At 73.3% G+C, this 14036-nt stretch carries 10 protein-coding genes and 1 pseudogene; 6 read left to right on the top strand and 5 right to left on the bottom strand.

Features of this window, described 5'->3' with window-relative positions:
• Positions 1–101: 101 nt before the first annotated feature.
• On the top strand, positions 102–3323 hold the full coding sequence (locus tag SRB5_RS06575; protein WP_323377182.1) for a BTAD domain-containing putative transcriptional regulator: 3222 nt from the start codon (positions 102–104) through the stop codon (positions 3321–3323).
• A 9-nt stretch (positions 3324–3332) separates the two neighbouring features.
• Here SRB5_RS06575 and SRB5_RS06570 read toward each other — a convergent pair whose 3' ends face one another.
• The 4 genes from SRB5_RS06570 to panB form a co-directional block, all read right to left on the bottom strand.
• The gene (locus tag SRB5_RS06570) at positions 3333–3647 is read right to left on the bottom strand and encodes a hypothetical protein (protein WP_153450499.1); all 315 of its coding nucleotides are present in this window, start codon (positions 3645–3647) and stop codon (positions 3333–3335) included.
• 196 nt (positions 3648–3843) lie between these two features.
• Entirely contained in the window at positions 3844–4665 is an 822-nt protein-coding gene (locus SRB5_RS06565) for an ABC transporter permease (RefSeq protein WP_153450498.1), read from the bottom strand.
• Positions 4662–5666 (bottom strand): ATP-binding cassette domain-containing protein, encoded by a 1005-nt coding sequence (locus tag SRB5_RS06560; protein ID WP_153450497.1) that lies wholly within the window; start codon positions 5664–5666, stop codon positions 4662–4664. Before SRB5_RS06560 ends, SRB5_RS06565 begins: the two co-directional genes overlap by 4 nt.
• A gap of 147 nt (positions 5667–5813) precedes the next feature.
• Positions 5814–6710: a 3-methyl-2-oxobutanoate hydroxymethyltransferase gene (panB, locus tag SRB5_RS06555; RefSeq protein ID WP_153450496.1), complete on the bottom strand. Its 897-nt coding sequence runs from the start codon at positions 6708–6710 to the stop codon at positions 5814–5816.
• Between the two features lie 175 nt (positions 6711–6885).
• On the opposite strand from panB, the gene SRB5_RS06550 reads away from it, so the two are divergent.
• The 3 genes from SRB5_RS06550 to SRB5_RS06540 all read left to right on the top strand — a co-directional run bounded on the left by SRB5_RS06550 (position 6886) and on the right by SRB5_RS06540 (position 10326).
• On the top strand, positions 6886–8490 hold the full coding sequence (locus SRB5_RS06550; RefSeq protein WP_153450495.1) for an MFS transporter: 1605 nt from the start codon (positions 6886–6888) through the stop codon (positions 8488–8490).
• A gap of 16 nt (positions 8491–8506) precedes the next feature.
• A complete protein-coding gene (locus SRB5_RS06545; protein ID WP_323377181.1) occupies positions 8507–9133 on the top strand; it encodes a TetR/AcrR family transcriptional regulator in 627 nt (208 codons plus the stop codon).
• Positions 9134–9294: 161 nt separating this feature from the next.
• Positions 9295–10326, top strand: coding sequence for an endonuclease/exonuclease/phosphatase family protein (locus SRB5_RS06540; RefSeq protein ID WP_153450494.1), 1032 nt, complete (start codon positions 9295–9297; stop codon positions 10324–10326).
• Here SRB5_RS06540 and SRB5_RS06535 read toward each other — a convergent pair.
• A complete protein-coding gene (locus tag SRB5_RS06535) occupies positions 10323–10592 on the bottom strand; it encodes a DUF2087 domain-containing protein (protein ID WP_194292859.1) in 270 nt (89 codons plus the stop codon). The genes SRB5_RS06540 and SRB5_RS06535 overlap by 4 nt on opposite strands.
• Before the next feature lie 279 nt (positions 10593–10871).
• Here SRB5_RS06535 and SRB5_RS06530 point away from each other — a divergent pair, with 279 nt between their 5' ends.
• Positions 10872–11930 (top strand): hypothetical protein, encoded by a 1059-nt coding sequence (locus tag SRB5_RS06530; RefSeq protein ID WP_153450492.1) that lies wholly within the window; start codon positions 10872–10874, stop codon positions 11928–11930.
• Positions 11931–11952: 22 nt separating this feature from the next.
• Positions 11953–14013 (top strand): annotated as a pseudogene (locus SRB5_RS36325) (bifunctional polysaccharide deacetylase/glycosyltransferase family 2 protein); the annotation flags it as partial.
• Positions 14014–14036 lie beyond the last annotated feature (23 nt).

Genomic DNA, 14036 nt, shown 5'->3' with positions numbered 1-14036 from the left:
CGAGGCTCGGGCCCGGGGTGTTCCGGCGCCGGACCCCGCCGTTCCGGTGCCGGTACGGCCCCGGGCCGGACGCGCACCGGTGTCCCGGGGACAATGGTCCCGTGCGCTATCACCTCCTGGGCCCCGCGCGAGCCGTCACCGACACGGGCGACCCCGTGCCCCTCGGCGGACCCCGGCTGCGCGCCCTGCTCACCGCGCTGGCCCTGCGCCCGGGGCGCCCCCGCACCGCCGAGGCGCTGATCGACGCGGTGTGGGCGGCCGGCGATCCCCCCGCCGACGCCCCCGCGGCGCTCCAGGCCCTGGTCGGCCGCCTGCGCCGGGTCCTGGGGGCGGACGCGATCACCTCCGCCGCCGGCGGCTACACCCTGAACGCCGTCCCGGACGACGTCGACGTCCACCGCTTCGACGCCCTCACCGCCCAGGCCGCCGACGCCCTGGCCGCCCAGGACGCCGGGAAGGCGGGCGAGCTCGCCGACGACGCCCTCGCCCTCTGGCGCGGCCCCGCCCTCGCCGACCTCCCCGACCGCACCGCGGAGGCCGCCCGCCTCGAGGCCCGCCGCCTCGACGCGCGCCGCACCCGCGCCGCCGCCGCGCTCGCCCTCGGCCGCCCCGGCGCCGTCCTGGCCGAGCTCGCCGAACTCACCGCCGCCCACCCGCTGGACGAACCCCTGCGCGCCCTGCACCTGCGCGCCCTGCGCGACGCCGGCCGCCCGGCCGAGGCGCTCGCCGCGTACGAGGAGCTCCGCGCGGAGTACGCCGACCGGCTGGGCACCGACCCCGGCGCCGAACTGCGCGCCCTGCACGCCGAACTGCTCCGGCCGCAGACCCCGGCCCCGGGGAAGGGCAACCTGCGCGCCCGGCTCACCAGCTTCATCGGCCGCGAGGCCGAACTCACCGCCCTGGCCGCCGACCTGCGCGCCCGCCGCCTCGTCACCCTCACCGGCCCCGGCGGCGCGGGCAAGACCCGCCTCGCCCAGGAGGCCGCCGACCGGGCCCGCCACCCCGACGGCGTCTGGCTCGCCGAACTCGCCCCCGTCGACGACCCCGACGCCGTCGCCCCCGCCGTGCTCAGCGCCCTCGGCGCCCGCGAGGCAGTCCTGCGCGGTACCGCCGCCGACGCCCTGCGCCCCACCGACCCCCTCGAACGCCTCGTCGAACACTGCGCCCCCCGGCGGCTGCTCCTCGTCCTCGACAACTGCGAGCACCTCGTCGAGGCCGCCGCCGCCCTCGCCGAACGGCTGCTCACCGCCTGCCCCGGCGTCACCGTCCTGGCCACCAGCCGCGAACCCCTCGCCGTCCCCGGCGAGGCCGTCCGCCCCCTCGCCCCGCTGCCCGACCCGGCCGCCCTGCGCCTCCTCGCCGAACGCGGCGCCGCCGCCCGCCCCGGCTTCACCCCCGACGAGGACCCCGAGGCGTGCGCCGAGCTCTGCCGCCGCCTGGACGGGCTGCCGCTGGCCGTCGAACTCGCCGCCGCCCGGCTGCGGCTGCTCACCCCGCGCCAGCTCGTCGACCGGCTCGACGACCGGTTCCGGCTGCTGACCTCCGGCGCCCGCACCCTGCTGCCCCGCCAGCAGACGCTGCGCGCGGTCGTCGACTGGTCCTGGGACCTCCTCGACGACGCCGAACGGGCCGTGCTGGCCCGGCTGTCGGTCTTCGCCGGCGGCTGCGACCTGACCGCCGCCGAGGCCGTGTGCGCCGCCCCGGGCGACCTCCCCGGGCTGCTCGGCGCGCTGGTCGACAAGTCCCTGGTGGTGGCCGAGCCGGTGGCCGGCGAGATGCGCTACCGGCTGCTGGAGACCGTACGGGAGTACGCCCGCGAACGCCTCGCCGCCGACCCGGCCGACCGTACGGCGACGGCCCGCCGCCATCTGACGTACTACCGCGAGCTGGCCCGTGCCCACGACGCCCTGCTGCGCGGCCGGCGCCAGCTCGAGGCCCTGGACACCCTGGAGCGCGAACACGACAACCTGCGCGCCGCGCTGCGGCACGCGGTCGCCCTGCCGGACGAGCACGAGGCGCTGAGCCTGGCGATCTCGCTGAGCTGGTTCTGGCTGATGCGCGACCTGCAGCCGGAGGCCCGGATCTGGGCGCAGGCCGTGTCCGCGATGGCGCCGAACCCCTTCGACCCGCCGGCCGGCCCCGCGCCCGATCTGGAGCACGGCGCCGGCGACCTGCCGCCCCCGTACGACGACGAGGTGCTGCTGGAGGCCCGGCGGGCGGTCCGGATGATGGTCCTGAACACCTCCGACGGCGATATGACGACCCTGAGCAGCCCCGAGGTCCGGCGCGAGATGGCGGGCGTCCTGGCGACGTACCGGCCGGGCCAGCCGCAGGTGTGCCGCCATCCGGGCTCGAGCTGGATCTACGCGGCGATGCTGACCGGGGACTTCGGCCTGGTGACCGACGTCATCGAGGAGGCGGTCGTGACCTGCCGCCGGCTGGGCTGGGAGTGGGAGCTGGCCTTCGCCCTGCAGCTGCGGGCCCGGGTGTTCGCCGAACGGCCCGGCGGGCAGGAGCAGGCCGCCCGGGACTCCGACGAGAGCCTGGTGATCTTCGAACGCCTCGGTGACGACTGGGGCGGCGCCGAGGCGCTGTCCAGCCGGGGCGAGGCCCACGAGCGGCAGCTGGACTTCGCCGCGGCGGCGGCCGACTACCGCGAGGCCCTGAAACGCGCCGAACGGCTGGGCGCCCTCTCGCAGCTGCCGATGATGAAGGCCCGGCTCGGGGCCGTACTGGTGGAGACCGGCGACACGGCCGAGGGGGAGCGGCTGCTGCTGGTGGCGGTGGCGGACTCCGGCCGGCAGGGCGGGGAATCCCGCCACTTCTGCCGGATCCATCTGGCCGCGCACTACGGGCGCACGGGCCGGACCGCCGAGGCCCGCGAGCTGTTCGAGGCCGTCGCCGTACAACTGCGCGGCCGGGGACCGGCGTTCTTCGTCCATATGGCGGAGGGGTTCCTCGCCTGGATCGATCTGCTGGAGGGGAAGTACGCCGACGCGCTGCCCCGGCTGCGGGCGGCCGTCGTCGGCACCCAGGACCGGCTGGCGGAGCTGATCGCGCCCCATCTGGCCATCATCCAGCTCGTCTTCGCTGGCTGGACCAAGGCGGGACTCGGCGACCCGCTGACCGGGGCCCGGCTGCTCGGCGCGTACGACGCCCTGGCCGAACAGCGCGTCGGCTCGCGTCCGCTGCCGGTGGAGCGGGAGTACCGCGAGCGCGCCGAACGGGAGGTCCGGGCGGCCCTCGGGGACGACGCCGCGTACGAGCGGGAGTACGACGACGGGCGCGCCCTCACCCTGCCGGAGGCGGCGGAGCTGATCTGAGCCCGGGGGTCACGACGCCCCCGGCTTCTCCTCCCGCCGCGCGCCCGGCTTGCGGCCCCAGCCCAGGACGAACGCCGCCGCGCCCATCGACATCGCCGCCAGCGCCGCCGCGGCCAGCGCGGGGGTGTCGTCGGAGTCGCCCTGCGGCGGGGGCGTGAACGTACCGAAGTCGGGGACACCGGCCGGGGCCCCGCCCGGGTTCTTCGGGTCCCCGTCCTGCGCGTACGAGCCGCCGTCGTCCGGCGGGTCCTGTGCCGGGGGCGCCGCCGCCAGCAGCAGCGGCAGGGCGGCGAGCGCCAGGGACACTCGTTGCCATCGGTTCATACGGGCGGCCTCCTTCTCCACGCGGTCCGGCGGCGAGCACCGGCCGACTGACGCGTCTGCCGGTCATACAGTCGGTCCGCGAGGAGCCGGGGAGGCGCAGGCACCACGCGACGGCACCCGGACAGCTAATAAGATCACCGCATTGGCCCCTCCCCGCTGGACAAGCGGGAAGGGGCTGTCTTCGAGGAGCGGTGTGTTACGCCGCCTTACGGAACTTCGCCACCGCCAGCGGCGCCGTCACCACCGTGATGCCCACCGCCCAGGCCAGCGTGATCCACACCGAGTTGCCCACCGAACCGCCCTGCGTCAGGGCCCGGGCCGCGTCCGCCAGATTCGACAGCGGGTTGACGTCGGTGAAGGACTGCAGCCAGCCCGGCATCGTGCTGGTCGGCGCGAAGATCGACGACCCGAACTGCAGCGGCATCAGCACGATCATCGCCATCCCCTGCACGGCCTGCGGGCTGCTCAGCGACAGCCCCAGCAGAATGAAGATCCACATCAGCGAGACACCAAAGCCCAGCGACAGCGCCACGCTCGCCAGCAGCCCCGGCACGCTGTCCGCCTCGAAGCCCACCAGGAACCCCATCGCCAGCAGGATCGTCACCGCGACGACCATCCGGCCGAGCTCCACCACGATCTTCCCGATGAGCACCGAGGACCGCGCGATGGGCATGGACCGGAAGCGGTCCATCACGCCCTTCTTGAAGTCGTCGTTGACCCCGGTCCCCACGGCCATCGCGATGTTCATGCCCATCATCGCCATCAGGCCCGGGATCAGATAGTTGACGTACTCGTCCTGGTTGCCGTTGCCGGAGATCGCGCCGCCGAAGACGTACACGAACAGCAGCGTGAAGATGATCGGCATGATCAGCACGTCGAACATCGACTCGGGGTCCTTCTTGATCTGCAGCATGTTGCGGCGCGCGAGCGCCCCGATGTGCCGCAGATTGGCGCGCAGCCCGATGCGTCCCTCGTCGGTCACGGGCAGGGCGGGCTTGGTCAGAACGGCGGCGCTCATACGGCGACCTCCTCGAGCTCGTGGGCGGTGGCGGTGTCCTGCGTGGTGGTCGCCTTCTGGCCGGTGATGGCCAGGAAGACCTCGTCCAGGCTGGGGAGCTGGGTGTCGATGCCGGCGAGGGTGACGCCGCTGCGGCCGAGGAGGGTGACGACGGCCGTCAGCTGGATGTCGGTGAGGATCGGTACGGTGACGGCGCCGTCGGTGACGTGGGCCCCCGCGACCCCGTCCAGGCCCGCGGCGGCCAGCGCGTCGGCGATCTTCTGCAGATCGGCCTGGTCCACCGGGCGGATGCGCAGGGTGCGGCCGCCGACCCGGGCCTTCAGCTCGTCGACCCGGCCGCCCGCCACGACCCGGCCGCTGTCGATCACGGCCAGCTCGCCGGCCAGCTGCTCGGCCTCCTCCATGTACTGGGTGGTGAGCAGCACCGTCACCCGCTCCTCGCGGACCATCCGCCGGACCTCGGCCCACACCTCGTTACGGGTCCGGGGGTCCAGGCCCGTCGTCGGCTCGTCCAGATACAGCACCGCCGGGCTGCCGATCATCGAGGCGGCCAGATCGAGCCGCCGGCGCATACCCCCCGAGTAGTCCATGGCGGCCTTCCGCGCCGCGTCGGTGAGGGAGAAGCGCTCCAGCAGCTCGTCCGCGCGGCGCCGGGCCTCCGTACGGGACAGATCGAGCAGCCGCCCGATCATGTACAGGTTCTCCCGGCCGGACAGCTTCTCGTCGACCGAGGCGTACTGGCCGGTCAGGCCGATGGTGCGGCGCAGGGCGCGCGGCTGGCGCACCACGTCGTACCCGGCGACGGTCGCCGTGCCGGCGTCAGGGCGCAGCAGCGTGGACAGACAGCGCACCAGCGTCGTCTTGCCGGCGCCGTTCGGGCCGAGGACACCGAGGACGGTGCCCTCCTTCACGTCGAGGTCGACCCCGTCCAGGGCCTTCGTGTCGCCGAAGTGCTTGACGAGGCCCCGGACCTCGATGGCGTTCGTAGTCGTTCGCGTCATGGCAACGACCATGCCAGGAGCGTCCGACAGACCGCCGACAGCGGACCGACAGCCACCTACACGGCACCGACACCGCAGGTCGGGGCAGGTCTCGAGGCAGCGGAGAGGGGCAGGGGACTCGCCCCCGCCCCTCTCCGGTCCGGTACGTCAGTGGAAGCTGTGCTCCGCGTCCGGGTACGCGCCGCCCACCACGTCCTGGGCGAACGCCTTGGCGGCGTCGCCCAGCACCGTACGCAGATCCGCGTACTGCTTGAGGAACTTCGGGGTGCGCCCGGGCCACTTCGTCAGGCCCGCCATGTCCGTCCAGACCAGCACCTGCGCGTCGCAGTCCGGACCGGCGCCGATGCCCACCGTCGGGATGTGCAGCGACCGCGTGACCTCCGCGGCCAGCTCCGCCGGGATCAGCTCCAGGACCACGGCGAACGCCCCGGCGTCCTGCACGGCCTTCACGTCCCGCAGCAGCTGCTGCGCGGCCTCGTCACCGCGGCCCTGCACCACGTTCCCGCCGAAGGCCAGCACCGACTGCGGGGTCAGGCCCACATGCGCCATCACCGGGACGCCGGACTGCACGAGCAGCTCGATCTGGTGCGCCGAACGCTCGCCGCCCTCCAGCTTCACGGCGCCCGCGCCGGCCTCCTTGAGCAGCCGGGTCGCCGAGCGCAGCGCCTGCACCGGGCCCTCCTGGTACGACCCGAAGGGCAGGTCGGCGACGATCATCGCCCGCTTGGTGCCGCGCACCACCGCGGCCGTCAGGATCGTCATCTCGTCCATCGTCACGGGCACGGTCGAGTCGTACCCGAGGTGACAGTTGCCCATGGAGTCCCCGACCAGCATCACCGGGATGCCGGCGTCGTCGAAGACGGAGGCGGTCATCGCGTCGTACGCGGTGAGCATGGGCCACCTCTCGCCGCGCTCCTTGGCGCGGGCGATGTCCCGGACGGTGACACGGCGGGAGCTCGTGCCCCCGTAGAGCGCCTTGCTGCTGTCGGCCGGCTTCGCGTCCTGCGGCGCGGACTGCCCGCGCTCATTGACGGCGTGCGTCATCGCAACGCTCCTGTTCGTCTGTGTCGTCTCGAGGCGCCCTGCCGGCGTCCCCGGATCACCTCCATGCTGACACGCGGTCGCATACACCGAAAGGGGGACCCCGGGGAGACGCGAGTTTGCCCGGTCTTTGCGATACGAGACGGTGCCGTTTCGTAAAGAGGGCTACCGTCGAGGTATGTCCACTGCCATAGGCCCGACGTCTCACGTCCCACCGGAGATCCACCGCCGGCGCTGGGCGATCCTCACCGTCCTGCTGTTCAGCCTGCTGGTCGTCGTCCTCGACAACTCGATCCTCAACGTCGCGATGAAGACGATCGCCACCCCCGCGCCCAGCGGGCTCGGCGCCACCCAGAGCGAGCTGGAGTGGGCGGTCAACTCCTACACCCTGGTCTTTGCCGGCCTGCTGTTCACCGCGGGCCTGCTCGGCGACCGGCTCGGACGCAAGAAGATGCTGCTGGGCGGCATGCTCGTGTTCGGCGTCGCCTCGCTGCTCTCCGCCTACTCCGCGTCGCCCGGACAGCTCATCGGCTTCCGGGCCCTGATGGGCTTCGGCGCCGCGTTCATCATGCCCGCGACCCTCGCGATCATCATGAACGTCTTCGAGCGCGACGAGCAGCCCAGGGCCATCGGCATCTGGGCGGGCGCGGTGGGCCTGGCCATCGCGATCGGGCCGATCACCGGCGGGGCCCTGCTGGAGCACTTCTGGTGGGGCTCGGTGTTCATGATCAACGTGCCGATCGTGGCCGCCTCCCTGGTCGCCATGGTGCTGCTGGTCCCCGACTCCAAGGACCCCGACCCCGGCCGGCTCGACCCCTTCGGCGTACTGCTGTCCATCGCCGGTCTGACGCTGCTGATCTTCGGCGTGATCCGCGGCGGGCAGAACGCCGACTTCACCCGCCCCGAGGTCTGGGCGACCGTGCTGGGCGGCCTGGTGATCCTGACGGCCTTCGTGCTGTACGAGCGGCGCAGCAGCCATCCGGCGCTCGACATGGCGTACTTCCGCAACCCGCGCTTCTCGGCCGCCGTGGCCACCATCGGGCTGGCGTTCTTCGCGCTGATGGGCGTGACGTTCTTCGTCGTCTTCTACACCCAGTCCGTACGCGGCTACTCCCCCCTGCAGACCGGTCTGCTGCTGCTCCCGCTGGCCGTGGCCCAGCTGATCATCGCGCCGCGGGCCAACAAGGTCGTCGAACGCTTCGGCACCGGCCCGGTGTGCGCGGGCGGCATGGTGATCGTCGGGCTGGCCTTCCTGGGCTTCCTGTTCCTGGACGAGAACACGCCGATCGTCGGCCTGGAGATCGTCTTCCTGCTGATGGGCAGCGGGATGGCCCTGGTCATGCCGCCGGCCACCGTCTCGATCATGCACTCCCTGCCCCGGGAGAAGGCGGGCTCCGGCTCCGCCGTGAACAACACCTTCCGCCAGGTCGGCGGCGCGATGGGCGTCGCCGTGCTGGGCTCCCTGACCTCGGCCGTCTACCGCGGCGGGATCGAGGGCGAGCTGGCCGCCACCCCGCTGCCGCCCGGCGTCCGGCACACCGCCGCCGAGTCCATCGAGGCCACCCGGACGGTCGCCGAGCGCCTCGGCGCCGCGGGGGACGCGCTGATGGGGCCGGCGAACGCCGCGTACGTCCACGCCATGCACGTCACGTCCGCCGTGGCCGGCGGGATCGCGCTGGTCGCCGCCGTACTGGTGGGCTACTTCCTGCCCGGCCGGGAGGACGACCCGGAGGCCGGCGCTTCCGACGAGGCGCGGGAGAACGCGGCCGCGGGGGAACGATGAGGGGCGGCGCAGGGCTGTGGGGCTGAGGGAACGGCACGGCGAGCACACCCCGGGGCGGCCGGCCCGCGGGCGTCCGCGCAGCGAGGCGGCCGAGCGGGCGATCATCGAGGGCGTGCTGCATCTGCTCGAGGACGGTGTCTCCATCAGCGAGCTGACCGTGGAGCGCGTCGCCCGTACCGCCGGGGTCGGCAAGGCCACCATCTACCGGCGCTGGGGCGGCAAGGACGAACTCCTGGTGGACGTGCTCGCCGAGCTCGAGGGCACGTTCACGGTCGAGGCGACGGGCGAGTCCGTACGGGGCGATCTGATCGCGTACCTCGAGGCCGTCCGGGAGATGGGCGGCACGAAGGGCTCCTCGGCGCTGTGGCGCACGGTGATCATGCAGGGGCGGGACAACCCGAAGCTGGCGGAGCTCTACCACCACAGCGTGGTGGAGCGGCGGCGGGACCTGATGCGGACGGTGCTGCGGCGGGGGATCGAGCGGGGGGAGCTGCGGGCGGACCTCGACGTGGAGCTCACGGTGGACATGCTGGTGGGGCCGATGCTGGTCCGGACGATCCTGCACGAGTGGCGCCCGACGCCGGACGACCTCTCCGCCCGCCTGGTCGACGCCCTGCTGGAGGGCGCCCGCAGCCGCACGTGAGGCGACATCGCGCTTTGCGGTGGTTTACTCGGGGTCACGGTGGATAGCCGTGCCGGAGTTCTGGCCGGGTTCGGATGTTGTCCCCGGGCGGAACCCCGGGCGGGGCGGTGGGCGTCTTGACCCGTACGTGCAGACGACCGGTGAAGGAGCGAGGGCACCGTATGGCGCAGCTGGATACGGCGGAGACGGGCGCGCGGGACGCGGGCGGTGGCCGCCGGCGGGTGCGTGACATCCGTGACTGGTCCGAGCTGAAGCGGCGCCTCACCGACCCCGGCCCCTGGCGGCGCGGGCTGATCCCGGCGGTGCTCACGGTGCTGCTGGGCCTGGTGATGCTCTTCCACGCCCGGATCCCCAACCGGGTCGGCAGCCTCGGCAGCCTCACCGAGACCTTCCTGCCCTGGCTCGGCCTGCTCCTCGTCCCGCTGGCGGCGGCGGCCGTCCTGCGCCGCTCGGCGAGCGCGACGGCCGCGCTGCTGCTGCCGGTGTTCGTCTGGTTCAACCTCTTCGGCGGACTCCTCACCGACAAGTCCAGCCCGGCCCACGATCTGACGGTCCTCAGCCACAACGTGGCCGAGGAGAACCTCGACCACGACCGTACGAGCCGCGCGCTGACCGACTCGGGCGCGGACATCATCGCCCTCCAGGAGATCACCCGCGCCAACCGGGCGGACTACGAGCGCGGCCTCGCCGCCACCTACCCGTACCACCAGGTCATGGGCACCGTCGGGATCTGGAGCAAGCTCCCGCTGTCCGGCACGAAGCCGGTCGACATCGAGCTCGGCTGGACCCGCGCCCTGCGCACCACGGTGGCCACGGCCGACGGCCCGCTCGCCGTCTACACCGCCCATCTGCCGTCCGTACGGGTGAAGGTGAACGCCGGATTCACCGCCCAGCGCCGCGACCGCAGCGCCCACGCGCTGGGCGAGGCGATCAAGGCGGAGCCGCTGGACCGCGTCCTGCTGCTCGGGGACCTCAACGGCGCCATGAACGACCGGGCGCTGGCCAACATCACCTCCCAGCTGCGCTCCGCGCAGGGCGCGGCCGGGGACGGCTTCGGCTTCAGCTTCCCGGCGGGCTTCCCGATGGCCAGGATCGACCAGATCATGGTCCGCGGCCTGGAGCCGACGAGCTCCTGGGTGCTGCCGCAGACGGGCAGCGACCACCGTCCGGTGGCCGCCGCGATGGCTTTCTAGTCCTCTGCCCGCCAGTACCAACCCTGCACGGGGTCACGCCGCAGCTGTGCCGCCTCCACCAGTGCTCGCCGTACCGCCGCGTGGTCCGTCTGACCGCGCTCGCACCAGCCGCGCAGGATGTCGTTCACCGCGGGCTCGTCGTAGATCCGGTCCGGCTCGAAGGCGGCGCGGGCGAGATAGTCGAGCACCAGCAGCTGCTTGCCGTACTTCGCCGGGAGGCGCAGCAGGCGGCCGTCCTGGAGGAAGCCTCGGAGTTCATGGGGCACGGGGGGCTGGGTCCGGTACATGACCCCCACCCAAACGTGTGCGGACACCGCGCGTCCACCGGATTTTAGCGTGATCTTGCCAAGGGCATATTGAATTTCCCGGATATCCGCGCCGTTCTTCGGTGTGACCGGAAATCCAGCTTACGGAGGGGGGAATTCTGATCTAGGGTCACCGTTGAAAATTTGACTGTATGACTTCGAGGGGGGCCGTTGATGGCTGGCGACGAGACCGTGGGGGCCGGGGATTTTGGGGAAAGCGGTACGTCCGCGGGGGAAAGCGTGACCCCCGTATTCGTGGACGTCACCGGACGCCGCGCCCGCTGGGTGCGGCGCGCCGGCCGGGGCGCGGGCGGGGTGTGCTGTGCCTACGTCCTGGCGCTGGGCCTGAGCATGACGGGCGCCACGCCCTTCCCCCCGGACACCCTGTGGCCCTTCCGGGGGCCCACCCGCACCGGGCCCGACGAGCCCGGGGGCGAGGCCCGCGAGGCGCCCTCGCCGCGCCGGGACTCCGCCGGCCTCCCGCCCTGGCTCGGGGGCACGCAGCCGTCGGACGCGAAGCCGGACGCCCCGGAGCCGGACGCCGCCGGGAAGGCGCCGGCGGGCGGCGCGGAGGACCGCGTGGGCGTGGGTGACGGGGGCGGCGACCCCGGTGGGGCCGAGGCGCCCGCAGAGGACATACCCACAGGTGAGGACCCTGCCGACGGATCGGACCCCGGGGGCGGCGGCGGTACGGAGCCGGGGGCGGACGAGCCGTCCGGCGGCGGTGTCCTCGATCCGGTCACCGAGCCGGTCGGCGACGTGCTGGAGCCGGTGACGGAGCCCGTGGGCGATCTGCTCCGCCCCGTCACCGAGCCGGTCGGTGATCTGCTGGAGCCCGTGACGGGACCGGTGGGCGATCTGCTCCGGCCCGTCACCGATCCCGTCGGCGATCTGCTCCGCCCGGTCACCGAGCCGCTGACCCAGGCGCTGAAGCCGGTCACCGACGCGCTGAAGCCCGCAACGGAGCCGCTGGAGCAGGCGCTGAAGCCTGTGACCGACATCCTCGAACCCGCCGGCGAATCGGATAAACCTGCTGTCGCAGCCGAATCACCCGAACCTGCAGTCGATTCCGAACCTGCTGTCGCTCAATTATCTGAATCCACTACCGATTCCGAAGTGCCCGCCGAATCGGCCGATTCCGAGCCCGCGGCCGAATCGGACGATGCCGTGACCGAATCAGCCGAACCTCCGACCGAAACAGATCAACCCCCGACCGAATCGGACCAACCCCCCACCGACTCCGCCTCAGACCCCGTGACGGGCCTCCTGGACGGACTCGCCGGCGGGGACGGTGAGTAGGCGGGCCGACCGGCCCCGCCGGCTGCCCGTCGTCCTGCCGCTGCTCGTCCTGCTGACCCTCACCTGTGTGCTGCTGGCCGGCGGCTGGGTACGCGGCGACTTCGCCGCCGACCACCGCGTCCACCCGCCCGTGGCCGCCGGGAAGGTACCCGCCGGTGTCCGTACCGGCGGCCCCGTCATCGACGCCACCGGCCCGGTCGTCCGCTCCCTGGGCACCCCCGACCGGACCGTCGTGCTCACCTTCGACGACGGCCCCGACCCGATCTGGACCCCGAAGGTCCTGGACGTCCTGCGCAGGCACCGGGTCCCCGCGACGTTCTTCGTCACCGGCGCCATGACCGCCCGGCACCCGGGGATCGTGCGCGACATGGTGGCCGACGGCCACGAGATCGGACTGCACACCTTCGGCCACCCCGACCTGGCGTACCGCGACGCGGACGGCATCGACCGGGAGACGTCCCTGTCCCAGCTGGCCCTGGCCGGCGCGGCGGGCATCAAGAGCTCGCTGCTGCGGCCCCCGTACTCCTCGAGCGCCGACGCCCTGGACGACTCCTCCTGGCCGGCGGTGGCCGAGCTCGGCCGGGACGGCTACGTCATCGCCCTCAACGATCTGGACACCGAGGACTGGCAGCGCCCCGGCGCCCGTACCATCGCCGAACGCGCCGTGCCGGAGGAGGCCGGCGCGGGCGCGGTCGTCCTGCTGCACGACTCGGGCGGCGACCGCTCGCAGACCGTCGCCGCGCTCGACCTGCTCATCCCGGATCTCCGGGCCCGCGGCTACACCTTCACCACGATCGCCGGCGCCACCGGCGCGGACGCCTTCAACCACCCGGTCGCGGGCGCCGAACTGTGGCGCGGGCGGGTCTTCGTGGGCGGGATCGTCTTCTCCGACCGCGTGCTGCCCGTACTCGCGTGGGGCCTGGGGCTCGTCGGCGTGCTGCTCCTCGGCCGGCTCGGCGCCATGCTGTGGCTGGCCCGCCGCCACGCCCGGATCCGGCGGGCGCCCGGCTTCGGCTGGGGCCCGCCGGTCACCGAACCGGCGACGGTGATCGTGCCCGCGTACAACGAGGCGGAGTGCATCGAGGACGCGATACGTTCGCTCGCCTCCGGCGAGCACCCCGTCGAGGTGATCGTGGTGGACGACGGCTCCACCGACGGCACGGCCGAGCTGGTGGAAGCCCTGGACCTGCCAGGCGTCCGCCTCGTCCGCCAGACCAACCAGGGCAAGGCCGCCGCCCTCAACAACGGGCTGATGGCCGCCCGTCACGACCTGATCGTCATGGTCGACGGCGACACCGTCTTCGAGCCGGACACCGTCCACCGCCTCCTCCAGCCGTTCGCCGACCCGCGCGTCGGCGCCGTCGCCGGCAACGCCAAGGTGGGCAACCGGCGGACGATGATCGGCCGCTGGCAGCACATCGAGTACGTGATGGGCTTCAACCTCGACCGCCGGATGTACGACGTGCTGGGCTGCATGCCCACCGTCCCCGGCGCGGTCGGCGCCTACCGCCGCGGCGCCCTCGCCCGGATCGGCGGGCTGAGCGCCGACACCCTCGCGGAGGACACCGACCTCACCATGGCCCTGCACCGCGACGGCTGGCGGGTCGTGTACGAGCCGTCCGCCGTCGCCCACACCGAGGCCCCCGGCGGCTTCGGCGAGCTGTGGCGCCAGCGCTACCGCTGGAGTTACGGCACGATGCAGGCGATCTGGAAGCACCGGCACGCGGTCGTCGAGCGGGGCCACTCGGGGCGGTTCGGCCGGGTCGGGCTGCCGCTGGTCACGCTGTTCACCGTGGTCGCGCCGCTGCTCGGGCCGCTGGTCGACCTGTTCGCGGTGTACGGGCTGGTGTTCCTGGACCCCACCCGTACGGCGCTGGCGTGGGGCGCGGTGCTCGGGGTGCAGGCGGTGTGCGCGGCGTACGCGTTCCGGCTGGACGGGGAGCCGCCGCGGGTGCTGTGGGCGTTGCCGCTGCAGCATCTGGTGTACCGGCAGCTGATGTATCTGGTGCTGCTCCAGTCGGCGGTGACGGCGCTGAGCGGCGGTCGGCTGAAGTGGCACAAGCTGCGGCGTACGGGGGAGGTGGGGGAACTCGTGGCGTCCGTGCC

The sequence above is a fragment of the Streptomyces smaragdinus genome, assembly GCF_009604385.1.
GTDB lineage: Bacteria > Actinomycetota > Actinomycetes > Streptomycetales > Streptomycetaceae > Streptomyces > Streptomyces smaragdinus.
This window is presented reverse-complemented; position numbering and strand designations above follow the sequence as displayed.

Excerpts from the sequence above, each read along its gene's own strand:
- SRB5_RS06550 (WP_153450495.1), top strand. The coding sequence starts at position 6,886 with ATGTCCACTGCCATAGGCCCGACGTCTCACGTCCCACCGGAGATCCAC.
- SRB5_RS06560 (WP_153450497.1), bottom strand. The coding sequence starts at position 5,666 with ATGACGCGAACGACTACGAACGCCATCGAGGTCCGGGGCCTCGTCAAG.
- SRB5_RS06570 (WP_153450499.1), bottom strand. The coding sequence starts at position 3,647 with ATGAACCGATGGCAACGAGTGTCCCTGGCGCTCGCCGCCCTGCCGCTG.
- SRB5_RS06565 (WP_153450498.1), bottom strand. The coding sequence starts at position 4,665 with ATGAGCGCCGCCGTTCTGACCAAGCCCGCCCTGCCCGTGACCGACGAG.
- SRB5_RS06540 (WP_153450494.1), top strand. The coding sequence starts at position 9,295 with ATGGCGCAGCTGGATACGGCGGAGACGGGCGCGCGGGACGCGGGCGGT.
- panB (WP_153450496.1), bottom strand. The coding sequence starts at position 6,710 with ATGACGCACGCCGTCAATGAGCGCGGGCAGTCCGCGCCGCAGGACGCG.